This window comes from Herbaspirillum sp. C7C8, assembly GCF_022627875.1.
GTDB lineage: Bacteria > Pseudomonadota > Gammaproteobacteria > Burkholderiales > Burkholderiaceae_D > Herbaspirillum.
The window spans coordinates 57,360-77,181 of the sequence record NZ_JABXGG010000006.1; the positions used below are offsets into that span (position 1 = coordinate 57,360).

Sequence of the window (19,822 nt, forward strand, 5' to 3'; positions counted from 1 at the left end):
CAAGTCGATCCTGAGATCGAGCTGGATCGAACGATATCCCATTTGATGGAGCATCGGTCTCAGGCCTGGCGTATTGAGCAAATGAGAGATAGGGATGGCAGATAAATTTCAATTGAAGGCGCTGATCACTGGCGTCGACAAGCTGTCTCCGACGCTGGCCGGCATCCGGAAGAACGTTGCATCGTTTCGGAAGCAACTGACGTCGAGCAGCCTGGGCGAGAAGATCTCGCTGGGCGAGCTGGTACAGGGCGGGGCCTTTGCGGCCACGATGGTTGCTGCCACGAAGTCGGCTATCGACTTTGAATCGGCCATGGCCGACGTCAAGAAGGTCGTCAACTTCGATACGCCGGCCCAGTTCAAGCAGATGAACCAGGACGTGCTGCAGATGTCCCGGCGCTTGCCGATGGCTGCGAAGGATATTGCGGCTATCGTGGCGGCCGGTGGGCAGGCCGGCTTTGACCGCAGTGAGCTGCCGCGCTTCGCCGAGGATGCGGTCAAGATGGGTGTGGCCTTTGATCAGAGCGCCAGCGAGGCCGGCGAGATGATGGCGAAGTGGCGCACCTCCTTCCGGATGACGCAGGATGAAGTCGTCGCGCTGTCCGACAAGATCAACTATCTCGGCAACACCGGTCCCGCGAAGGCCAAGCAGATCTCGGCCATCGTGACGCGTATCGGCCCGCTGGCCGAGGTGGCCGGGCTGGCCTCGGGCCAGATCGCCGCCATGGGCGCAACGCTGGCTGGCGTGGGTATCCAGGAGGATGTCGCCGCCACCGGCATGAAGAATTTCTTCCTGACCTTGACGGCCGGGGCCTCGGCCACCAAGCAACAGCAGCAGACCTTCAAAGCACTGCGGCTCGATGCCAAGAAGCTGGCGGTCGACATGCAGAAGGATGCCCAGGGCACGATGCTGCGCGTGCTGACGGCGGTGAGCAAGGTCGATAAGCCCAAGCAGGCATCGGTGCTGCAACAGCTCTTCGGTCGGGAGTCGATTGAGGCGATTGCGCCGATGTTGACGAACCTGGACAAGCTGAAGGAGAACCTGGGCAAGGTCACGGACGCGACGAAGTTTGCCAACTCCATGAATCAGGAGTATGCAGCGCGAGCGGCGACCACGGCCAACAACGTCCAGTTGTTCACCAACCGCGTGATCGCGCTGGGTGTCAACGTCGGTAACGTGTTGCTACCGCCGCTCAATAGCTTGCTGGCGGTGGCCGGGCCGATCACAGACGGAATCGCCTCGATGGCCGCAGCCAATCCCTGGTTGATCAAGGGTCTGGTCGGGGCTGCGGTCGGCTTCGTCGGTCTGCGTATTGCGGTGTTGGGTGCCACCATGGCGACGAAGCTGTTCCTGGCCGTCTCGAACCTGACGCCTATCGGCATTGCCGTGCGCCTCATCGCATTGGCGGCCGGCTTCCTGATCGCGAATTGGCGCTCGGTCGGGCCGTTCTTCAGTCAAATGTGGGATGTCGTCAAATCCGGCTTCGCTGCGGGATGGGAGTTCATCAAGACGGTGTTCAGCTTCACGCCGCTGGGCATGATCATCAAGAATTGGGAGCCCATCGTCGATTGGTTCAGCAAGATGTGGGATCGCATCCGCCCCTATGTGCAGCCGTTGATTGACGGCTTCAATTTCGTGTTTAGCCGCAAGGTGCCCGCCGTAGCCAGCGGCTTTGGTGGGGCAGGAAACTCGGGTGTACCTGGTGTCTTCCCGAGTGTAGCTGGTGCAGGTCGGGGCGTTTCGGGCGATGCGAGTTCTACGCCAAGTGGCGGTCCCGCTGGGTGGCGCCAGCAGCTGATCGCCGGCGCCGGTCGTGCAGGGGCAACAGCGAACCTGCGCGGTGAACTGGTGGTGCGCTTTGATGATGCGCAGCCCGGCATGCGAGTCGATGCGGGGCAGTCCAACCAGCCGGGCTTGAACATCACGCCGAAGGTAGGCTACAGAACATTGGGACGGAACTGATGAGTGATTGGAAAAAGCGGCTCAAGCCGGCCTCCTTCCGAGGCGTCCCCTTCCGTGTCAATACCGAGACCTCGCCGGTTGGCCGGGATGTGGTGGTCTTCGAGTATCCCGGCAGAGATAAGCCGCGCGTGGAGGACATGGGGAGCAAGACGAGGACTATTCGCTTTGTCGCCTTCGTGATTGGCCCGGCCTGCCTGGAAGAGCGAGACGCCTTACTGGCAGAACTGAACAAGCCAGGGGAGGGGGAGTTGATCCATCCCTGGTACGGGCGGATGAAGGTCACGGCCACCGGCGACTGTACCGCCAGCCACAGCTGGGATGAGGGTGGTGTCGTTCGCTTCGAGCTGGTCTTTGTGGAAGGTGGCGAACTCGGGTTTCCCGTCGCGACGGCGAACACGGCTCAGCAAGTGCAGACGTCTGCAACATCGGTCAAGGACTCAGCGCTCACTCGGTTCGCCGAGGCGATGGCGGCGGTGAACATGGCCAGGGTGAAGGTGGGGGCCATCCAGGCGAACGTGGCGGCCGTGTACGGAGCGGTCAATAACTACGTCAAGCCGCTTTCCTCGCTCTTTTCCTCCACTGGCGCCATGGTGGATTCGCTCTTGAGTGCGCCGTCCTCCTTTGGTGCGACGGTCTTCTCGACCCTGGCTGACCTGGAACGGCCCTTCAGCAGTTTCAGTAGCTCCAGTAGTTCGGTGTCGAGCAGTGGAGCGGCGATCACTTCGCTGGCCCAGGCGCCGGTCTCGGGTGGTCAGGATGCGCAGGGTGTGCAGTCGGCCCTGGTGGCGCTGATGCAAGACGCGGCGACCTACAACGGCATGCTTGATGCAGCAGCTGTGCCGATCCCGGCGCCGTCCGTCTCGGGAAGTGCAACGCCCAGCCTGGATATGCAGGCGGCCACGATCACGACAGCGGAAGAGGTACCGGTCGCTGATGACATCGTGGCCGCCAGGGATGACCTGGCCGAAGCCGTCTTCCAGTACGCCCTGTATTCGCCGCTGGGGCACTACGAGACGCTCAACGCCGCGCGGCAGGCGGTGAATGCTCATCTCTCGGCGGTAGCGCGTGCGGGTGTCAGGCTGCGTACTGAGACACCAAGCGCTACTGTGCCGGCGCTGGTGCTCGCCTATCGACTATACGCAGACGCATCGCGCGGGACGGAAATCGTGTCCCGGAACCGAATCCGGCATGCCGGATTTGTTCCGGCGGTCGAGTTGCAAGTGGCGAGGACATAAATGGCAGATCGAGAAATCGTCACTTTGAACGTCAATGGGCAGGACTACGCCGGCTGGCTGGACGTGGATATCGGTGCGGGAGTCTTGCGCTTGGCGCGCGACTTCACTTTGACGGTGACCTGGGATTGGCCGGAGAACCAGCGGGGTGAAGTGCGGGTCCGGCAGGGCGACCGATGCGAGGTACGCATTGACAGCCATTTGATCCTGACTGGCTATGTCTTTGGTACTCCGATTCGATATGACGCTAAATCGATATCGCTGTCGATTAAGGGGCGCTCCCGCCCGGCAGATTTGGTGGACTGCTGCCCGGATGACAAGCCCGGACAGTGGCGCAACCAAACCATTGAGCATATTGCGCGCGCCTTGGTGAAGCCCTACGGGATCACGGTCATCAATGAGGCTGGTGACAGCACCATGGTTAAGGACCATACCGTGAAGCCCGGCGAGACAGTTTTCGAATCGCTGGATCGCTTGCTCACTCTGTCGCGGTTGCTGGCCATGGACGACGGACGCGGCCGGATGGTGATGGCCAGGCCAGGGAGTGCCGGACGTGCACATGACCGACTGGTCTATCGGGAAAACATCTTGTCCGGGGAGTCGGATCTTGATTTCTCGAACGTGTTTTCTGAATACGTGACCAAGGGGCAGCAGTCTGGCAATGATGATGACGATGATGAGGAGAACAGCGCACAAGTGGCTGCCTCATCCGTTGATACCCGTGTGTCTCGCCATCGGCGCCTGGTTATTCGGGAATCTGGCCAGATCACCAACGAGCTGGCTCAGTGGCGGGCAGACTGGGAACGAGAAAGCCGAATCAGTCGTGCGCTCGAAACAACCTATGCAGTGCAGGGCTGGTACCAGTCCAATGGCGCGCTGTGGGTGCCGAATATGGTGGTGTCTGTGGTCGATCCGCTGATCGGCTTTGACCGCGACATGCTGATTTCGGAAGTCAGCTACAAGCGTTCCCGCTCTGCCGGTACAACAGCGGTTTTGAAAGTCGCGCCGCCGGATGGTTTCGAGCCAGAACCAAATGACAAACGCAAGCGCATGAAATTGAAGAAATCGAAAGATGGCTTCGAATACTTGCTGCCTGCGGATTGGGAAAGGAATTCATGAGCAACGACAGTCCAATCGCCAGGTGCACGGTGATGTTAACCAAGCCTGGTCAGCGCCGCCAGCGCGTGCAAGTCAGCATTCTGTCCGGCGAGGGTAAGGATGATGTGGAGTTGTTCGAGCAGTACGGCATCACCTCCATCCCTCTTGTCGGTGCGGGCGGTCTCGCCCTGTTCTTTGATGGAGACCGCTCTCATGCGGCCGTCATCATGCCGAGCGACAAGCGTTACCGCCCGACCGACCTGAAGGCCGGCGAGGTGGCCATCTATACGAACGAAGGTGCACGGATCGTGCTGAGGCAGGGGCGCATTATCGAGGTCGAGTGCGATGTCTATCGGGTCAAGGCGAAGCGCTACGAGGTGGTCGCCGAGGAGGCGGTCAGCATCGCCACGGGTGATTACAAGCTCGATGCCTCGGGGACAGCTGAATCGACCGGGCCGATGGAGATGCCCGAGGTGGTCGTGGATGGCATCCCGATGGGCAAGCACTTCCACCAAGAGCACGACGGCCCGCAGACAAGTCTGCCGCAGGCAGGAGGTGGCGGATGATCCTGACTCTTTCTGAGGATGACCGCCGCGCCGTCCTGTGGCGTGCAGCGATCATTAGCCTCTTCAGTTGGCGACGTGCAGATCCTTCTGATCCGAACGACGGTGCCGATCCGCTCGGTTGGTGGGGGGATAGTTACCCCACAGTCACCGATGACAAGATCGGCTCCCGTGTGTGGCTGCTGCAGCGCCGATCCATCACGGACGAGACACTTCAAGACGCAGTCGCATTCGGCGAAGAGGCGCTGGCCTGGTTCGTCTCCGATGGCCATGCGAGCAAGGTGACGGTGACGGTTGCTCGGACGGATACCGACGGCGTGACGATGAACGCGGTTATTGATCTATTGGATGACGAGCCGCTACAGATCGAAATCGATGATTTTTGGAGGGTAATCAATGCCGTTTAGTATTCCGGGCCTTGTGGCCTTGATTAAGCGGGTGAGGGGAGATCTGGTGCCCGCTACCTCGTCCGGCGCACTTCGCCGGACGGATGCCGAAGTGCTGGCCCGCGCGCATAGCGGTGTGGCTGCTGGCCTCTACCAGCACCAGGATTACATTGCCGCGCAGAGTCTGCCGGACAAGTGCGATGAGGACATGCTTCTTCGCTATGCGCAATGGCGGCTCGGTCGTGGGTACCGGGCCGCGACCTACGCGACTGGATTCATGGAGTGCGAAGGGCAGACCGATGCACCGATTGATGCTGGCTCGCTCTACCAGGCGCCGGATCGGAGCCAAGTGGTCGTGACCGCAGACACGATTATCAATGGTGTGACGCTTGTTCCAATCCGGGCGGTGACTGCGGGTGTGGCAGGTAATCTTGATGGCGGGACCAAGCTGACGGCGGTGTCTCCGGTGTTGGGTGTGAGTGATGAAGCCGCGGTCGTGGCCGCCGGCATGACCGGTGGCGTCGACCAGGAGACGCTTGAGCAACTGCGCGCGGCGGTGCTGCGTACCTATCGCATCGTCCCGCAGGGTGGCTCTGCCGATGACTATGAGACCTGGGCGCTGGAATATCCCGGTGTGACCAGAGCCTGGACGCGGCGCAACTGGGTGGGCCCCGGTACGGTGGCGGTGTTCATCATGTGCGATGGCGATGATGATCCGTTCCCCAACGAAGCGTTTCGCGCGGCAGTGTTTGATTACATCGACAAGAGGCGGCACGCCACCGGTGAGTTGTACGTGCTGACGCCTACGCCAAAGCCCGTCAATTACCAGATCAGGCTCACGCCGGATACTGGCCCGGTGCGTGCTGCGGTGACAGCGGCATTGCAGGCATTGATTCTGGCGGAAGCATCGCTGGGTGTGACATTGCCGCGCAGTCACCAGGATGAAGCCATCAGCGGAGCCGTTGGAGAGGAGGATCACGAAATGGTGGTCCCAGCGGAAAGCGTCACGGTGCTACGCAATGAGATCGCGACCTTCGGAGGCATCGCATGGCTATGACCGAAGCGGACTATCTGGAGCAGATGCGGCAGCTGCTCCCGCCTGGTCCTGCGTGGGACCGAGAGTTCTACGGCGCCGAGGTGGATCAGGTTCTGCAAGGTATGGTGCCCGAATTTGCGCGCATCGATGCGCGAGGCGACGCACTGCTGGCCGAGCTGTTCCCGCCGACGATGAAAGAGTTATTGCCCGACTGGGAGGCGGTCATGGGCCTGCCCGACGAGTGTCTCCCAGATGATCCGAGCTTCGGGCAGCGTAAGGCCGCTGTGCTGCGGCGGCATCTGGCGCAGGGGGCGCAGGATCTGCCCTATTTCGTGGGCCTGGCCCAGGGGCTTGGCTATCCCGATGCAACGGCCGTCGAATGGCGTGCGCCCCGGTTTGGTCGGTCTCGCTTTGGTAAGGCCCGATTTGGAACGTGGGCGGCGCAATTCATCTGGACGATCAAACTGGGGCAGCGCCATGCCGGCGGACGGCGCTTTGGTGTTGCGCTGTGGGGCGAACGCTTCGGTGCGAATCCCAGTGAGGCGGTCGAATGTGTCATTAAGCGCTGGGCGCCACCCTTCACGGTGGTGTTCTTCGAATACGAATAAAGGGAAAGAAATGGATTATCCGAAATCGGTTGCCGGCGTCGGCCTGGTCAACGGCAAATTTATCGACGAGAACGAGCAGACTGGCCAGCAAGGCTCGCTGATTCCTTCTGCGTGGGGGAATGATGTTACCGACGAGATCTTGGCTGTTCAGGCTGCGGGTGGCCAGGAGCCTGACGAGACCAAGACGAACCAGCTTCTCCTGGCGATTCAGAAGCTGATCGAACAGAGCGCCGGGGTGTTGGCCTACTCCGTGGCAAACCTGCCGACCGAGGACGTCGGGCCGATCCTCGTGTCGGAGGTTGCAGAGGTCTGGCGCTGGTCCAGTAGCGCGTATTTCACCGGCTATCGCAGTCCGCTGTGTGGGCGTCCGATGGACGGTCACACCATCGCGCCGCTGGCTTCCGAGGTCAGCGCCGTGGGCGGCGTGCTCAACAAGACCGCCTATGCAGCGCTCTGGGGCTTCGCTCAGGAAAACGGGCTGGTAGTTACCCAAGCAGTCTGGACAGCGAACATCGGCGCTTTTTACTTCGTGGACGTTGATGCGACCAGCTTCCGCGTGCCGGATCTGCGCAACATCTTCCGCCGCTATACGGGTACGGACGCAGATACCGCTAATGCAAGGGCGCTCGGCTCGTACAAGGCGGACACCCTGAAGTCGCATATTCACGGCGGTGGGGTTGCGGGCCTTGTCGGCGGCCAATATTCGTCTGGCGGTGCGCCGACTGGTACCGGGAGCACCGGAGCGACAGGGACGGCCGAAACCGCGCCAAAGCACACCGCGTTCAATCCTGTCATCCATATTTGATCTGCGTCTTCTGCCGATCACTGCGCCCAGTGGCAATTTTCTGAAAGGTAAGCAATGAGTTTGATAACCGTATATCAGGCAGATCCGCAGGGATTCTTTCTGTACCCGACCGAGGCTTTCGAGCTGCCCCTGCAGCCGGGTGATTTCAATATTCCCTACGGAGCGCTGATTGATGAGCCGCCAGCGGCGCAGCAAGGATACGTTGCGCGATTCGTCGAGAACGGATGGCAACTGGTGGAGGATCATCGCCGTGATCTGCTGTTCTATCGCTCGGTAACAGCCGAAGGAGTGGAGGAGTACCGCGAATACGCGGTCAACACCCCTGTGGAGGTTGGTGGGGAGGTGTTGATTTATGACGGCGGTGGTCCAGTTCCCTCATGGCTTGATAGACAAGATGATTGAGTTACGTATCATTGAGTAATCGTAAATCTCGCTAGGTGTTAAGATTGCGTAACTAAAAAATTACAACTAGCGGGAAATGTTATCTAATCTTCAGTTGCTTCGCGCGTTTGCTTCGATTGCGGTCGTCCTCTATCACACCGGATATTTTTTCAACGGCATTCACACCGAGTTCGGTGGAGTAGCTATCTTCTTCTGCTTGAGCGGATTCATGATGGCTTATGTGTCTCGGAAAGGTGCCGAGGGCTTCATGCTGAACCGAGTGATTCGTATCGCTCCTATGTATTGGTGTGCTACGTCAGCGTTGGTTCTGGTTCTCTACTTGAGATTTGCCATTCCGGAGATTACGGGAGCATTTAGATCAGGGCATCATTTGATGCTATTAGCGGTATTTGGTGTTCTCATCGCCTGCGGCGTGACATTGTTTCGCTCTTTCCGTCGCAAGGTGTGTAGTGACGAATTGATACTGCAGTATCTTTGGCTGGCGCTCCCCGCCATTTTGGTGGTGAGCGGGCTTTTGTGCCTAATCAGGTGGGCGGGCAGTGAAGAAGTCTTTCATCTGATGAAGAGCTTATTGTTCATTCCTTACACGAACAGCGATGGAGGAATTCTTCCTGTGCTGGGTGTCGGCTGGACGCTCAATATCGAAATTATTCTGTATCTGCTTTTTGCCATCTGCTTGGTGCTGACCCAAAAATGGGCACCGTTGCTGGTCATCGTGGCGATCATGGGTGCGGAGATGGTGGGGCGATTGATAGAGATTCCCCTCTTCCTTCGCCCCTATGTTGGCAACTACACGAACTCGTTTGCCTCGGGGATAGTGATTTTCTATATCTGGCAGTATTTGTTGCGTGACCGTCCCCTTCCGAAACGATGGGTAAATATGGCCGTTGTTCTGTTCAGCTTGGCCTTCTTTAGATGGCATTTGGCACCTTCAGTTCTGGCGCCGATACTTCAAAAGGTTCCGCTTTTTGGGCACTTTATTGGAAGTGTAATCCCGGAGTGTGTGTTGCTCGTCGCGCTGATAGCGCACGAGGCAGGCGTACGTATCTCGGCGCGGTTGCCGCTGCTTTTGGGGGCTGCGTCCTACTCCATTTATTTAACCCATGGAATCGTCTTGGTAATCATCCAGGCCGTTGCTGCGCGCTGGCCGATCCTACTGCCTTCGGGATCGCTTGCTGCGGCAAGTGTGGCAGTGCTCATCTCAGTTGCTGTTGGTGTAGTCGCGTATCGCTATGTCGAGCTGCCTATGCTGGCCGCCTATAGAGGGTGGCTGCGGCGGAAACGGGGCACTGATTCCGTGAAAGTGGAGACATGTGCGATTAGCCGATATTGAAAATGAGAAAGTCTTAAGAGCATGCCGCCTTCGGGCGGCTTTTTTATGCCCGCTTTGTGCGGGCTTTTCATTTGGGGACATAGATGCCAGAACCAACAACAGGGGCAGTGATCGGCGCCGGCTCGGGGGCGTTTGCCGTCGGCACCATCACCATTACAGGGTCATTCCTGGGACTGCAGTACGAGATGCTGCTGGCAGGGCTGGCCGGTGGCCTGGCCATGCTCTCAAGCCTGCCACCAGTATCTCGCCCTCGCGCCGTGATGATCTTGATTACCAGTGCGCTCATGGGGGGCTACGTCGGTCCCATGCTGCACGCCTGGGCTATCCAGTCCGACGTGTTCGCCTGGTCCGGGAAGTATTCGGAGGCGACCAGGCTCTGTAGCGGGTTTCTGATCGGGGCCAGCTCTCAGACGGTGATCCCGCTGGCGCTGGGGTGGATGCGCACAAAATTCGGAGGGGGCAACATCAACCAGGAGCCGTCCAAATGATCAAGATCCTGCTCTCTACCGACTACCTGCTAGTCGTCAATGTCCTGGCCAGCCTCGCGCTGTTCCTGCATTGCGTATTCGCGCTGAATCGAATGAACCATCGCAGCAATCACCTGGTGCGTGCGTGGTATGTCATTTCTGCCTTGGGTGCATTTGGGGTGATTGCCGGGCCGCTGTACGGCTACATCAGCCCGCAGCCGGCCGAGGTGATCTCAAACGTCGGCGTGGCCGGCCTGCTGGCCGGTGGTTGGCTTTACCGCAACCGTCGCTCAACTGATCTAGGAGAGCCAAGATGATCCTCACGCTTGCCCAGCTCCAACGCATCATGCCCGCTTCTACGCGGGCATCGTTGTTTTTGGAGCCCCTCAATGCAGCCATGCAGGAATTCGGGATCGATACGCGCCTGCGCGTTGCCGCCTTTCTGTCGCAGATCGGCCATGAGTCTGGCCAGTTCCGGTTTATGGAGGAGTTGGCCAGCGGCGCCGCCTATGACAACCGCGCGGATCTCGGTAACACCAATCCGGAGGCGATCCGAATCGCGGCCGCGTATGGCAGCACGCCGGGCCGATTCTGGAAGGGACATGGTCCGATCCAGATCACTGGCTACCTCAATCACCTGGCCGCGATGCTGGCACTGCACGTGGATTGCGTGGAGCAGCCGCGCCTGCTGTGTGAGCCGGTCCACGGTTGTCGTGCTGCCGGCTGGTTCTGGTCGGTTAATGGCCTGGCCAAGTGGGCTGACGCGGGCGACATCGATGGCGTGAGCGACCTGGTCAACCGAGGTAAGAAGACGGTGGCCATCGGTGACGCAAACGGTTTTGCTGAGCGCAAGACCATCTGGGAGCGTGCGCTGGAGGTGATCCCATGAACAGGCTTCAGACCGTGGTGACCGTCCTCGGCGCTGTGCTGCTGGCTCTCTGCGTGGGCCTGATTGGTGGCTACCTGTGGGGTGGCCACCGCCAGGCGCAGCTCGATGAGGGGAGGGCGGCGGAGGTCAGCGAAGAGCATGCAATCGCCCTGGCCAGCGCCACCGAACGATACCGAGAGGCTGAACGCGGAGGTCAGCAAGCCTTCGCCAATATGACGGCCGCTCTTCAAAAGGAGAAAGACGATGCAAAAAAACGGATGGATGCTTTGCGTGATGAGTTACGCACTGGTGCTGTGCGCCTGTCAGTCGCCGTCGACGCGGCTAGTGCAGCCGCCGCTGCCCAAGCTGCCGCCGCTGGGGATCGAGAAGCGCGAGCCGACCTTCTGCCAGCGACTGCTGGGCGAATTCTCGATTTCGCCCTCGAAGGCGATGACATCGTGCGGGATCTCAACGCCTGTATCGACAAGTACCACCGTGCAGAGCAAGTGATTAACGAAGCAGGACAGCAGTAAGAGTAGAGCGCCCGGCCGGTTGTTGGAGCAACCGGACCGGGCCTCAATCCACTGAGTTGGCAGTGAATCAAGCAAGGCCCTACCAGCCTCGCGAGGCGGGCAGGAGTCTACCACAACAAGAAAGGTTCACAGTGGCAACACCATCCCCTATCATTCCTTGGCTCGGCGGCAAGCGCCGCCTGGCCGACATCATCATCCCCCGTTTCCCCGTCCATACCTGCTATGTTGAAGTGTTTGCTGGCGGTGCAGCGCTGTACTTCCTGCGCTCGCCGGCGAAGGTCGAGGTGATCAACGACGTCAACGGCGACGTGGTCAATTTATACCGTGTCGTCCAGAACCACCTCGAGGAGTTCGTCCGCCAGTTCAAGTGGTCCCTGTCCAGCAGGGAGATTTTTAAGTGGCTGCAGGACACGCCGCCAGAAACCCTGACGGACATCCAGCGTGCAGCCCGGTTCTTCTACCTGCAGCAGCATTGCTTCGGCGGAAAAGTCGAGGGCCAGACATGGGGCACCGCCACGACGGCGCCTCCCGTCAACCTGCTCCGGATCGAGGAGATGCTGTCGGCCGCGCACTTGCGCTTGGCAGCAGCGCAGATCGAGCGTCTCGACTGGGCGAAGTGCGTTGATCGCTATGACCGGCCCCATACCTTCTTCTACATGGACCCGCCCTACCTGGAGACTGAGGGCTATGGTGTGTCATTCCCGGTTGGCGAGTACGAGAAAATGGCATCAATGATGCGGTCGCTGCAGGGTAAGGCTATCGTCAGCATCAACGACCACCCGACGATTCGCGAGATTTTCTCGGGCTTCCAACTGGAGGAGCTGAGCATTGACTACACGGTCGGTGGCGGCGGTAAGGCTGCTCGTCGGGGCGAGCTTCTGATTTATAGCTGGGATCGGCTGATTGAACCGGTCGGACTGTTCTAGTAATTAGATGCTGAGTGCAGATTATTGCACTCAGCACATCCTATTGTGTGTTGGTAGTGAAATTGCGACATTTGATGTTGTTGCACCAAGGTGATCACTGATTTTCTCATTAATGTTGAGCTAGTATTATTGGTGGATCGTCAACTTTTCCGCTTTCTTGGAGGCACTATGGAGAAATGTGTGGTAGCGATGCTCTCGGCGCTGGCGCTGACTGCTTGCAACAACAACTTCGTTACTAAGCAAGGAGTTTGTGGGCCGGCATCTGGAAGATGTGTAGCCTGAGACCTGACATTTCGTCCAAGCCGACGCAGCTTAGCGGCACTGAACCGCCCCGAGATTCGCGGAGGCTATTTGGTTTAAGTTATGCCGACACCGCAGTATTGCTGGCGAACCGGCTGTAGTAGTTTGCCTCAGCTTCTGCCGGAGGGATATAGCCGATGGATTCAAGCAGTCGATGATGATTGAACCAAGCCACCCATTCGAGCGTGGCCAGTTCGACGGATTCCCTGGTTTTCCAGGGGCCACGGCGATGAATCAATTCAGCTTTGTACAAGCCATTGATGGTTTCGGCCAAGGCGTTATCGTAGCTGTCGCCACGGCTGCCAACCGATGGCGCAATGCCTGCCTCGGCCAAGCGTTCACTGTAGCGAATCCCGACGTATTGCGATCCCCTGTCGGAATGATGGATCAGGCGACCGTTACCTTCAGGCTGGCGAGCATAGAGCGCCTGCTCCAGCGCATCCAGCACGAAGTCCGTCGTCATGCTGTTGCTGACACGCCAGCCAACGATGCGACGGGCAAACACGTCGATGACGAAGGCCACATACAGCCAGCCTTGCCAGGTCGATACGTAGGTAAAGTCGGATACCCAAAGCTGGTTGGGACGATCAGCCTTGAACTGACGATTGACCCGGTCCAACGGGCAGGCTGCCTTGCGATCAGAACGCGTGGTGCGAAGTTGCTTACCACGCCGGGCTCCCTGAAGCCCTTGCTGGCGCATCAACCGCTCTACCGTACAACGTGCGATGGATACGCCCTCACGATTGAGCTGTCGCCACACCTTGTCAGCACCGTACACACGCATGTTGGCGTGCCACACCCGGCTGATTTCAACTCGCAGTACCGCATCACGCTTGCTACGAGCACAGCACAATTGAGGATTGCGCTGCCTCGCTGCATAAAGCCGATATGCTGACGGGGCAACCTGCAATACCTTGCAGATCGGCTCGACCCCGTGGATATCCCGATAGCGATCGATATATGTATTTACGACTTCAGTTTGCGGTCGAGCTCCGCCTGCGCGAAAAAAGCGCTCGCGGTCTTGAGAATCTCGTTGGCACGGCGCAATTCCCTGACCTCGCGCTCCAGTGCCTTGATACGCTCACGCTCGGCCGTGCTGACGCCATCCCGCTCGCCGCTATCGACCTCGGCGCGTTTGACCCAGTCCAGCAGCGTCTGAGGCGTACAGCCGATCATCGGCGCAATCGATTGGACTGCAGACCACGTGGAGGAATGCTCATCCCGCTGCTCACGCACCAAGCGCACCGCACGCTCTCGTACCTCAGGGGAAAACTTGCTTGATTTCTTGTTCATGGCTCTATTCTCTCAAGAGTTAGAGCCTCCTCAAAATCCGGGGCGGTTCATCTCTCGGCCAAGGTTGCCGTTATATTCAAACCGTATTTCTGCTTCTACACGCGTGATCATTCTTTCACAGGAAGAAAGACCCATCATCATCTGGGTATGTACGGATTTACTGGGAAAAAATCAAATGGGACCGGTGGAGGTAGGGTTCCATGCGCATAGCGTGATGCGAGAAACCCAAGAACAAGCAAAATCGGAATCCATAGAATCGCACGACGGACATGGCGCGTGTGCAGTGCAACTACCGCTAGGCCGATGGGCAAGATCGTCATTTGATAACGTGGTTGAACATAGGCTGAAGCCGACATCAGTACAAACAAGCCTAGCCATATGAGAGAGAGAATCCTTGCCAGTACCAAAGCGTCAAGTTGTTGGGCGACGTCCTCATTGGCCTTTACCGTCGAAGCGAGGGTGAAGATGGCACAGATGCACGCCACCAAATTGAGACACCCGAAAATGGTGTAGCCGACACCGATCCAATAGAGGGAGCCGTTCTGCTGGGAAAGCATTGGGAACAATGCGAGACTGGTGGCGTTCAACACGAGGTGTCGTCCCCATTGCACAAAGACCATTACGATATCAAGCCATGTGGTGGCGATGTCAGCTTCGCCGGCGGCTGCGCCATGAGGAAGAACGCCGGCCACGCTCAGATTTCGTCGCACAAATGGTAGCCACTCGCCTAACGGGTGCGAGAACACAGCCGCACCTGCAGAGATCGCCAAGCATATAGAAATTACTCTCGCGTGTATCGGAAGCCGCCATCTCGGGATGTGGGCGACGTAATACACGAATACGAAGACCATCAGCAATATGCCGTACCCATCCCGGAAAAAGGCTGCGAGGCCTGCTATCAGGATGCATTGCCAGAACCAACCCTTACCTTTGTTCGTCAGATTAAATGCCAACAGCAATGTCAGCAGCAGGAGGGGAAGTTCCTTATTCGGGCCCGCCATATTCAGTAGAAAGAAAGGATTACCGAGGAGGCCTAGCATAGCTATTTTAAGGCTGCCTCCATCGGAAAGCCGATCAACAATTAATCGCTTGTATATAAGCGCTGAACCACTGAACAGAAGGACGTTAATTGTTGGATAAAATGAAGGGCTTATACGATAGCCAGGGGCATATAGCAGCATCAATCCGCCGAGATCATAGCGCTTGATGTATAGAAATGTATTCAGGTCATAGACTTCACTTAACGAATGAGCGAGTGCTGAAACATCTGTCACCGCAATACCTAGATGAAGTGCCTCAGTGAAGTGGAGTTGGGTGAATATTCCAACAGTCATGCCGAGAACAAGATACAAGACTGTGCCGGACCAAAAGATCTGATCTGATGTTCGTTTAGGGAAGGGCATTCGTGTTTTAAGAAGTTAACTGACGCTTTTGGTCTTTATCATTCTCGGCTTGCGGAAGAAAACCCAGATCAGTCCTGCTGTCAGTTGCACGCAAGCGCCAAGCAGCCAGCCAGCGCCCCCAGCGACGATACCTAGATGAGGGGCCGTGAAAGCAATGAATACAGCAACAACGATGACGTTGCATGCATTGATGCACATTACGTAGCGCCCATCTCCAAAAACGAGAATTTGCTGATAAAAAATCTGATAGGCGGAATTTACTGCAATCGAAAGAAGAATCAGTTGCAGCGGTAGGGTGCCGATACTAACGATGATGGGAGAGTGAATCCAGAGGCGAAGCAACCAGCTCGCGGTAGCTGCAGCTATTAGACAGGGCAATATATTGGTTGCTATGAGCGCGAGAACCAGCGTATGTAGAGATTTCGTTGCGCCGACCGGCAGTTCCTTGGCAAGACGAGGATATAGCGCACTGACGACAGGAGATTGGAACTGAAGGAAGGCCAAGCCAAGCCCGGCTACGGCCGCATATCGACCATAATTGTCAATTGACACAATCCCTGGCAATAGTAATTTGTCCAGCTGAGAGACCAAAATGCCTAATAGCACTCCGAGAGAAAGCGTCACAGTGGAGCGCGCGGTCGCATATAGTTCAGAGAAGGTTGGCTTGTAAGGGGGATGGGGTAGGTGGTTCGCGATTAGCCTGCGGTTGCATAACCATTCAATAGCCGCACCGGATGAGAAAGCGATCAAATAAGAATCAGCACTGGGCGACCAGAGGAGCACCATCAGCAATGCGCCGCCATGCTTAAGGGTCGCAAAAACGACTTGGCTGATATTGGAGCGGTGCTGTTGCTGCATCCCGTTCCAGTAGCCTAGGTGAACTGTGTTCCAAAACTGAAAGAAAAACAATACGAAAGCCAGCCGCAGTGTAAATGCTAGGTCCGATGGCGCGATGCCATCCAATTTTAGCCAGCTGGACGTAAGCCACGGAATAGAAATTTGGCCGAGGCCAAATACTAAGCAAGCTAAGAAAAAATACATTCGAGAAAATTTCGCGAATGTGTTCGCGCATAAGTTTGCTGAGGCGCCAGCGCGTGCAATATCTCTCGGAAGGATTTGGGCTAGTCCCGCGTCGACCAGCGTAAGAAAACTTTGAAGGGCCATACAGAAGGCAACTACCCCCCACTGTTCGGAGGGGAGATGCCGCACATAGACGGGAACTAGCAAAATACTAAGGGCTGCTCGCCAAATGATGCCGCCATAATTGAAGGCGGCATTGCGCAAGAAGACTTGTTGCTCTGGCGTAATACGTCGGATATTAATTTTTATCTCGTTTAAGAAAGCAATAATGTAAAGAATTTTAGTGCATTTTTCCCAGCCACTCAGAATTTCCGCGAGGAAACGAGCGCCGTGCTGCCTCATGTGCCGAAGTTAGTCTTGCGTTAACTTATCCTGAAAGGTAGATAACGGACAAATCCTGCCCCCGCAACCAAATCTCAGAAAACCGTTATCAGCCTTGGCCGATAGCGGTTTTTTGCTTTTCGGGCGGTGGCCACCTTATGCCTCAGATCAAAGCTGCTTAGTTATAACTCAGTGGCTACGGCATTCAGCTACGCCAGTGTTGCTTCGAGCCCAATCTCCTCAAGCGGCCAACAACGCCAGTTCAAGTTTTTCCTTTTCCGGAGTCTTCGAGTTCTTGAGCAGTGCGTCCACGCGGCATGCACCGTAGGGCTAGCCTTGAGGCTCTTCTCATCTCTATGATCGCAGTCACGCGAATCACGCCTCGTTAAGAAAATTTTATTGAAAAATATACTTAAACAATAAATAATGTGGTTATGGATGATATTGACCGCAAAATAATCGGATTTCTGGCGAAAGACGCACGGCGCTCTCTGGCAGATGTTAGTAGCGCGGTGGGGCTGTCTACATCGGCCGTCAATGAACGTATTCGCCGTCTAACCGCAAGCGGCGCGATCCGCCGCACGACTGTTGATGCAGATCCGCATTTGCTGGATTTGCCGATTCTTGCCTTTGTCTGGATTGCCCTTGCGCCTCAAGCCGATGAGGCTGCGTTCCGCAGTTATGCGGCCGCACATGTTGCTATCGCGGAGTGTCATCACGTAACCGGCCCATGGTCTTATCTCATCAAAATCCATACGCGGTCGCTAGCAGGGATTGAGGACTTTCTGGCGGACATGAAAAAGCATGGCTATCTCGCCCGTTCCGAGACGATTATCGCCTTGTCGTCTGTAGTGGATGGTCCCTTTATTTTGAAGGAAGGAATGGTCTGATGGAGATTCTGCTGCTGGGAAAAGGCCTGCTTCTCGGTCTGGCGGTAGCGGCCCCGCTGGGGCCAATCGGTGCTTTGTGCATTACTCGCACCCTCGAACGTGGTTTTTGGTCCGGCGTGGCTGGAGGGTTGGGAACGGCGGCTGCGGATGCTTTTTATGCGGGTCTGGCGGCGATTGGTTTTTCCGCTTTTGCCGCCGTATTGGCAATGATCGATGTGCCTCTCAAGTTGATTGGCGGCCTGTTCATGCTTTGGCTCGGCTGGAAAAATCTGACGCCCGGACCCAAGCGGGCGGCGGCGCAGCTTGGTACGCGCGATTTGCTCGGGACAGTGGCGGCGACTTTTCTTCTGACGATCAGCAATCCGGCGACCATTCTTTCTTTCGCGGCGATGTTTGCAGGTCTCGGATTGGCCGAGGCTGCCGGCGGGCTCAATGCAACGCTTGTCGTAGCGGGCGTGTTCCTGGGATCGATTCTGTGGTGGTTTTTCCTGAGCGGTGGCGTGGCGATGATGCGGCAGCGGTTACCGGAAAGCTTCACGACATGGGTATCGCGACTCTCCGGTTTGATCTTGATCGGTTTCGCACTTTACGCGTTCGGATCGCTTCTGCACCTGGTGATTTGATAGGTGGCTATTTGATTCTAAAGGGTAGATAACGGGCAAATCGCGCCGCCGCAACCAGTTTTAGAGACATGCCGCTAGAAGCGATCAAAAGCTTCTCAGCTACATCGTTTTTCCCATGGAGCTCGGCCACCAGTAGGCGCCTTGGAATTGCTTATCGCCGGCCCAGTGCTCGGGAACGCTCGGATGCGGAATGGGCTCGGTCTCGCCATGGAAGTGGGCTTCCACGGTCTCCTGCGCAGCGGCAGGCAGGTCCTGCAGTTTGTCCGCGCCAGCAAAGCAACCGGGAAAATCCGGAAAGGCCGCGCCGTAGGCGCTTTCGGCATCCTTGTGGACGTAGAGGGGGTAGAGCATGAGTTCTCCTGTTGGCCTCACTTCAGGCCGACTTGCTTGAGAATGCTGTTCTGCGCGGGCAGCGGCAGATCCTTCTTGGGATGTGGTGCCGTCACCTTGCCGGGCTTGCTCGGGTGCTTGAACTGGTGGTGCGAGCCGACCGTATGCACCAGAGCCCAGCTGTCGGCCTTGAGTAGTTTGATGAGGGTTGCGCTGTCCATGCAGTGCATTCTGGATTGTAAACACGAATACATAACTTGGACCTTGATGCAGAGTTAGTGCTGGTTTTTTAGTGGCTCATTACACGCTGGCGGTCGTGTTAACATTCCCGCACCTTCATTCATGACGAAAGAGAGCTGCCCATGTCAGAACAGGATCCCTGGATCACCCGCGCTGAAGAGTTGAAGACGCAAATGGAATCGCTACTGGTCGCCCAGTTGGAAGAATATGAAAAAATGACCGCCAAGCTGGAACAGTGGAAACAGAATCCTGACGGTTCCTGGCTCACGGAAGCCGACTACCACCCCTGGCAGGAAGCCCTCAAGAGGCTGGAAGCAGCGCAGCGTGAGTTCGATGGCCACATCAGCACGCGCGTGAAGAAATAAGCGTCAACTTTCCCCCGGCATGCGTGCGGGCACAAGAAAAAACGCCGCGACCTGCGAGGATCGCGGCGTTCTTGTCTGGCCGCTAGACATCCCCGTCAGCCTTCACCGCAGCCGAATCGCGTCGGCGCCGTCGCTTGCTCCAGCGCCGCGCGCGGTCAACTACCACATCCATGTATTGCTGGGCCGTCTCGGGTTTGAGCAGATATTCCACAGCACCGGCTTCCAGCAGCGCCGGCATCTCCGGCGGGTAATCACTGTCAGGAAACACCACGATCGGTACCGCGCGCGTGTTGCGGCCCGCCCTCATGGCCTCGATGAAGTCCAGGCCATTGTTCTCCATCATGCCCGGATCGAGAAAAATCATGCCCGGTAACTGCACCTGACCTTCCTGGCGGCGTGGCAACAGTCGCTCGATGGCAGCGTCTGCTTCGTCATACCACTGCAATACACAGTGAAAATTCTGGCGCCAGAGCGCAAAACGCGCCAGCTCCACTGCTTCGCCGTTCGACTCAATCATCAATATGATCGGCGGCTTCATGGTCTTGTCCTTCTCTTGTAGTGACCCTGATCACCATTCCTGTGCTGCGGGAATCCATGCTGGCCTCTGCGGGCGCCTCTCCCGGCACAAAACTTCAGCAGCAGTCTGACAAAAATGCGCAAAAGCGCCTAGCAGGATTTTCCTGATACGGCCCTGCTTCGCGGTCGAGCAGGCCGTCCGGCCTGTTCGATGGGCCATGACAGGGCAAGCTCGCCAGCGCGC

The 19,822-nt window shown here is 57.4% G+C and carries 24 protein-coding genes and 1 other annotated feature; of the genes, 18 read left to right on the forward strand and 6 right to left on the reverse strand.

The window, feature by feature from the left end:
• Positions 1 to 94 precede the first annotated feature (94 nt).
• From HWE01_RS09500 to HWE01_RS09570, 15 genes are all read left to right on the forward strand, one after another.
• Positions 95 to 1,960, forward strand: a complete 1,866-nt coding sequence (locus tag HWE01_RS09500; protein WP_241821658.1) for a phage tail tape measure protein — start codon at positions 95 to 97, stop codon at positions 1,958 to 1,960.
• Positions 1,960 to 3,195: a DNA circularization protein gene (locus HWE01_RS09505; RefSeq protein WP_241821659.1), complete on the forward strand. Its 1,236-nt coding sequence runs from the start codon at positions 1,960 to 1,962 to the stop codon at positions 3,193 to 3,195. The genes HWE01_RS09500 and HWE01_RS09505 overlap by 1 nt, the downstream gene beginning before the upstream one ends.
• Positions 3,196 to 4,311: a phage baseplate assembly protein gene (locus HWE01_RS09510; RefSeq protein WP_241821660.1), complete on the forward strand. Its 1,116-nt coding sequence runs from the start codon at positions 3,196 to 3,198 to the stop codon at positions 4,309 to 4,311.
• Positions 4,308 to 4,856, forward strand: coding sequence for a phage baseplate assembly protein V (locus HWE01_RS09515; protein ID WP_241821662.1), 549 nt, complete (start codon positions 4,308 to 4,310; stop codon positions 4,854 to 4,856). The genes HWE01_RS09510 and HWE01_RS09515 overlap by 4 nt, the downstream gene beginning before the upstream one ends.
• Complete coding sequence (locus tag HWE01_RS09520; protein WP_241821663.1) at positions 4,853 to 5,260, forward strand: phage GP46 family protein; 408 nt, start codon at positions 4,853 to 4,855, stop codon at positions 5,258 to 5,260. The genes HWE01_RS09515 and HWE01_RS09520 overlap by 4 nt, the downstream gene beginning before the upstream one ends.
• Positions 5,250 to 6,296 carry a baseplate J/gp47 family protein gene (locus HWE01_RS09525; RefSeq protein ID WP_241821665.1) on the forward strand — a complete coding sequence of 349 codons (1,047 nt, stop codon included), beginning with the start codon at positions 5,250 to 5,252 and terminating at the stop codon, positions 6,294 to 6,296. The genes HWE01_RS09520 and HWE01_RS09525 overlap by 11 nt, the downstream gene beginning before the upstream one ends.
• A complete protein-coding gene (locus tag HWE01_RS09530) occupies positions 6,287 to 6,883 on the forward strand; it encodes a YmfQ family protein (protein ID WP_241821666.1) in 597 nt (198 codons plus the stop codon). Before HWE01_RS09525 ends, HWE01_RS09530 begins: the two co-directional genes overlap by 10 nt.
• A 10-nt stretch (positions 6,884 to 6,893) precedes the next feature.
• Positions 6,894 to 7,688 (forward strand): phage tail protein, encoded by a 795-nt coding sequence (locus HWE01_RS09535; protein WP_241821667.1) that lies wholly within the window; start codon positions 6,894 to 6,896, stop codon positions 7,686 to 7,688.
• 54 nt (positions 7,689 to 7,742) lie between these two features.
• A complete protein-coding gene (locus tag HWE01_RS09540) occupies positions 7,743 to 8,090 on the forward strand; it encodes a phage tail protein (protein WP_241821668.1) in 348 nt (115 codons plus the stop codon).
• A gap of 76 nt (positions 8,091 to 8,166) precedes the next feature.
• Positions 8,167 to 9,423: an acyltransferase family protein gene (locus HWE01_RS09545; RefSeq protein ID WP_241821670.1), complete on the forward strand. Its 1,257-nt coding sequence runs from the start codon at positions 8,167 to 8,169 to the stop codon at positions 9,421 to 9,423.
• 83 nt (positions 9,424 to 9,506) lie between these two features.
• A complete protein-coding gene (locus HWE01_RS09550) occupies positions 9,507 to 9,911 on the forward strand; it encodes a restriction endonuclease (protein WP_241821672.1) in 405 nt (134 codons plus the stop codon).
• Positions 9,908 to 10,207, forward strand: coding sequence for a hypothetical protein (locus HWE01_RS09555; RefSeq protein WP_241821673.1), 300 nt, complete (start codon positions 9,908 to 9,910; stop codon positions 10,205 to 10,207). The genes HWE01_RS09550 and HWE01_RS09555 overlap by 4 nt, the downstream gene beginning before the upstream one ends.
• Complete coding sequence (locus HWE01_RS09560) at positions 10,204 to 10,779, forward strand: glycoside hydrolase family 19 protein (RefSeq protein WP_241821675.1); 576 nt, start codon at positions 10,204 to 10,206, stop codon at positions 10,777 to 10,779. The genes HWE01_RS09555 and HWE01_RS09560 overlap by 4 nt, the downstream gene beginning before the upstream one ends.
• Positions 10,776 to 11,291 carry a lysis system i-spanin subunit Rz gene (locus tag HWE01_RS09565; protein WP_241821677.1) on the forward strand — a complete coding sequence of 172 codons (516 nt, stop codon included), beginning with the start codon at positions 10,776 to 10,778 and terminating at the stop codon, positions 11,289 to 11,291. The genes HWE01_RS09560 and HWE01_RS09565 overlap by 4 nt, the downstream gene beginning before the upstream one ends.
• Before the next feature lie 131 nt (positions 11,292 to 11,422).
• Positions 11,423 to 12,217: a DNA adenine methylase gene (locus HWE01_RS09570; protein ID WP_241821678.1), complete on the forward strand. Its 795-nt coding sequence runs from the start codon at positions 11,423 to 11,425 to the stop codon at positions 12,215 to 12,217.
• 361 nt (positions 12,218 to 12,578) lie between these two features.
• Here HWE01_RS09570 and HWE01_RS09575 read toward each other — a convergent pair.
• The 3 genes from HWE01_RS09575 to HWE01_RS09585 form a co-directional block, all read right to left on the reverse strand.
• Positions 12,579 to 13,810, reverse strand: a protein-coding gene (locus HWE01_RS09575; RefSeq protein ID WP_502798431.1) for an IS3 family transposase whose coding sequence is annotated in 2 segments (ribosomal slippage) — positions 12,579 to 13,528 and positions 13,528 to 13,810 — 1,233 coding nt in all. Because the reading frame shifts where the segments join, the coding sequence is not laid out codon by codon here.
• Positions 13,413 to 13,529: a sequence feature (AL1L pseudoknot), on the reverse strand. (Overlaps the previous gene by 117 nt.)
• Positions 13,811 to 13,947: 137 nt before the next feature.
• Positions 13,948 to 15,213 (reverse strand): hypothetical protein, encoded by a 1,266-nt coding sequence (locus tag HWE01_RS09580; protein WP_241821681.1) that lies wholly within the window; start codon positions 15,211 to 15,213, stop codon positions 13,948 to 13,950.
• Positions 15,214 to 15,228: 15 nt separating this feature from the next.
• On the reverse strand, positions 15,229 to 16,635 hold the full coding sequence (locus HWE01_RS09585; RefSeq protein ID WP_241821683.1) for a lipopolysaccharide biosynthesis protein: 1,407 nt from the start codon (positions 16,633 to 16,635) through the stop codon (positions 15,229 to 15,231).
• Positions 16,636 to 17,048: 413 nt separating this feature from the next.
• Here HWE01_RS09585 and HWE01_RS09590 point away from each other — a divergent pair, with 413 nt between their 5' ends.
• Together HWE01_RS09590 and HWE01_RS09595 are read left to right on the forward strand one after the other, a co-directional pair.
• On the forward strand, positions 17,049 to 17,504 hold the full coding sequence (locus HWE01_RS09590) for an Lrp/AsnC family transcriptional regulator (protein WP_241821685.1): 456 nt from the start codon (positions 17,049 to 17,051) through the stop codon (positions 17,502 to 17,504).
• On the forward strand, positions 17,504 to 18,127 hold the full coding sequence (locus HWE01_RS09595) for a LysE family translocator (protein WP_008330613.1): 624 nt from the start codon (positions 17,504 to 17,506) through the stop codon (positions 18,125 to 18,127). Before HWE01_RS09590 ends, HWE01_RS09595 begins: the two co-directional genes overlap by 1 nt.
• Before the next feature lie 99 nt (positions 18,128 to 18,226).
• Here HWE01_RS09595 and HWE01_RS09600 read toward each other — a convergent pair whose 3' ends face one another.
• Both HWE01_RS09600 and HWE01_RS09605 read right to left on the reverse strand, forming a co-directional pair.
• Positions 18,227 to 18,478: a type II toxin-antitoxin system HicB family antitoxin gene (locus HWE01_RS09600; RefSeq protein WP_008330607.1), complete on the reverse strand. Its 252-nt coding sequence runs from the start codon at positions 18,476 to 18,478 to the stop codon at positions 18,227 to 18,229.
• Between the two features lie 17 nt (positions 18,479 to 18,495).
• Positions 18,496 to 18,678, reverse strand: coding sequence for a type II toxin-antitoxin system HicA family toxin (locus tag HWE01_RS09605; protein WP_008330601.1), 183 nt, complete (start codon positions 18,676 to 18,678; stop codon positions 18,496 to 18,498).
• A 141-nt stretch (positions 18,679 to 18,819) separates the two neighbouring features.
• Between HWE01_RS09605 and HWE01_RS09610 the strand changes: the two genes are divergently transcribed.
• A complete protein-coding gene (locus tag HWE01_RS09610; RefSeq protein ID WP_008330598.1) occupies positions 18,820 to 19,062 on the forward strand; it encodes a hypothetical protein in 243 nt (80 codons plus the stop codon).
• A gap of 82 nt (positions 19,063 to 19,144) precedes the next feature.
• Here the strand turns inward: HWE01_RS09610 and HWE01_RS09615 are convergent, their stop codons facing one another.
• Positions 19,145 to 19,600, reverse strand: coding sequence for a response regulator (locus HWE01_RS09615; protein ID WP_241821686.1), 456 nt, complete (start codon positions 19,598 to 19,600; stop codon positions 19,145 to 19,147).
• Between the last annotated feature and the right edge of the window lie 222 nt (positions 19,601 to 19,822).

Excerpts from the sequence above, each read along its gene's own strand:
- HWE01_RS09525 (WP_241821665.1), top strand. The coding sequence starts at position 5,250 with ATGCCGTTTAGTATTCCGGGCCTTGTGGCCTTGATTAAGCGGGTGAGG.
- HWE01_RS09500 (WP_241821658.1), top strand. The coding sequence starts at position 95 with ATGGCAGATAAATTTCAATTGAAGGCGCTGATCACTGGCGTCGACAAG.
- HWE01_RS09610 (WP_008330598.1), top strand. The coding sequence starts at position 18,820 with ATGTCAGAACAGGATCCCTGGATCACCCGCGCTGAAGAGTTGAAGACG.
- HWE01_RS09590 (WP_241821685.1), top strand. The coding sequence starts at position 17,049 with ATGGATGATATTGACCGCAAAATAATCGGATTTCTGGCGAAAGACGCA.
- HWE01_RS09545 (WP_241821670.1), top strand. The coding sequence starts at position 8,167 with ATGTTATCTAATCTTCAGTTGCTTCGCGCGTTTGCTTCGATTGCGGTC.
- HWE01_RS09540 (WP_241821668.1), top strand. The coding sequence starts at position 7,743 with ATGAGTTTGATAACCGTATATCAGGCAGATCCGCAGGGATTCTTTCTG.
- HWE01_RS09555 (WP_241821673.1), top strand. The coding sequence starts at position 9,908 with ATGATCAAGATCCTGCTCTCTACCGACTACCTGCTAGTCGTCAATGTC.
- HWE01_RS09550 (WP_241821672.1), top strand. The coding sequence starts at position 9,507 with ATGCCAGAACCAACAACAGGGGCAGTGATCGGCGCCGGCTCGGGGGCG.
- HWE01_RS09505 (WP_241821659.1), top strand. The coding sequence starts at position 1,960 with ATGAGTGATTGGAAAAAGCGGCTCAAGCCGGCCTCCTTCCGAGGCGTC.
- HWE01_RS09565 (WP_241821677.1), top strand. The coding sequence starts at position 10,776 with ATGAACAGGCTTCAGACCGTGGTGACCGTCCTCGGCGCTGTGCTGCTG.
- HWE01_RS09580 (WP_241821681.1), bottom strand. The coding sequence starts at position 15,213 with ATGCCCTTCCCTAAACGAACATCAGATCAGATCTTTTGGTCCGGCACA.
- HWE01_RS09510 (WP_241821660.1), top strand. The coding sequence starts at position 3,196 with ATGGCAGATCGAGAAATCGTCACTTTGAACGTCAATGGGCAGGACTAC.
- HWE01_RS09515 (WP_241821662.1), top strand. The coding sequence starts at position 4,308 with ATGAGCAACGACAGTCCAATCGCCAGGTGCACGGTGATGTTAACCAAG.
- HWE01_RS09585 (WP_241821683.1), bottom strand. The coding sequence starts at position 16,635 with ATGAGGCAGCACGGCGCTCGTTTCCTCGCGGAAATTCTGAGTGGCTGG.
- HWE01_RS09535 (WP_241821667.1), top strand. The coding sequence starts at position 6,894 with ATGGATTATCCGAAATCGGTTGCCGGCGTCGGCCTGGTCAACGGCAAA.
- HWE01_RS09615 (WP_241821686.1), bottom strand. The coding sequence starts at position 19,600 with ATGAAGCCGCCGATCATATTGATGATTGAGTCGAACGGCGAAGCAGTG.
- HWE01_RS09560 (WP_241821675.1), top strand. The coding sequence starts at position 10,204 with ATGATCCTCACGCTTGCCCAGCTCCAACGCATCATGCCCGCTTCTACG.
- HWE01_RS09595 (WP_008330613.1), top strand. The coding sequence starts at position 17,504 with ATGGAGATTCTGCTGCTGGGAAAAGGCCTGCTTCTCGGTCTGGCGGTA.
- HWE01_RS09530 (WP_241821666.1), top strand. The coding sequence starts at position 6,287 with ATGGCTATGACCGAAGCGGACTATCTGGAGCAGATGCGGCAGCTGCTC.
- HWE01_RS09520 (WP_241821663.1), top strand. The coding sequence starts at position 4,853 with ATGATCCTGACTCTTTCTGAGGATGACCGCCGCGCCGTCCTGTGGCGT.
- HWE01_RS09600 (WP_008330607.1), bottom strand. The coding sequence starts at position 18,478 with ATGCTCTACCCCCTCTACGTCCACAAGGATGCCGAAAGCGCCTACGGC.
- HWE01_RS09605 (WP_008330601.1), bottom strand. The coding sequence starts at position 18,678 with ATGGACAGCGCAACCCTCATCAAACTACTCAAGGCCGACAGCTGGGCT.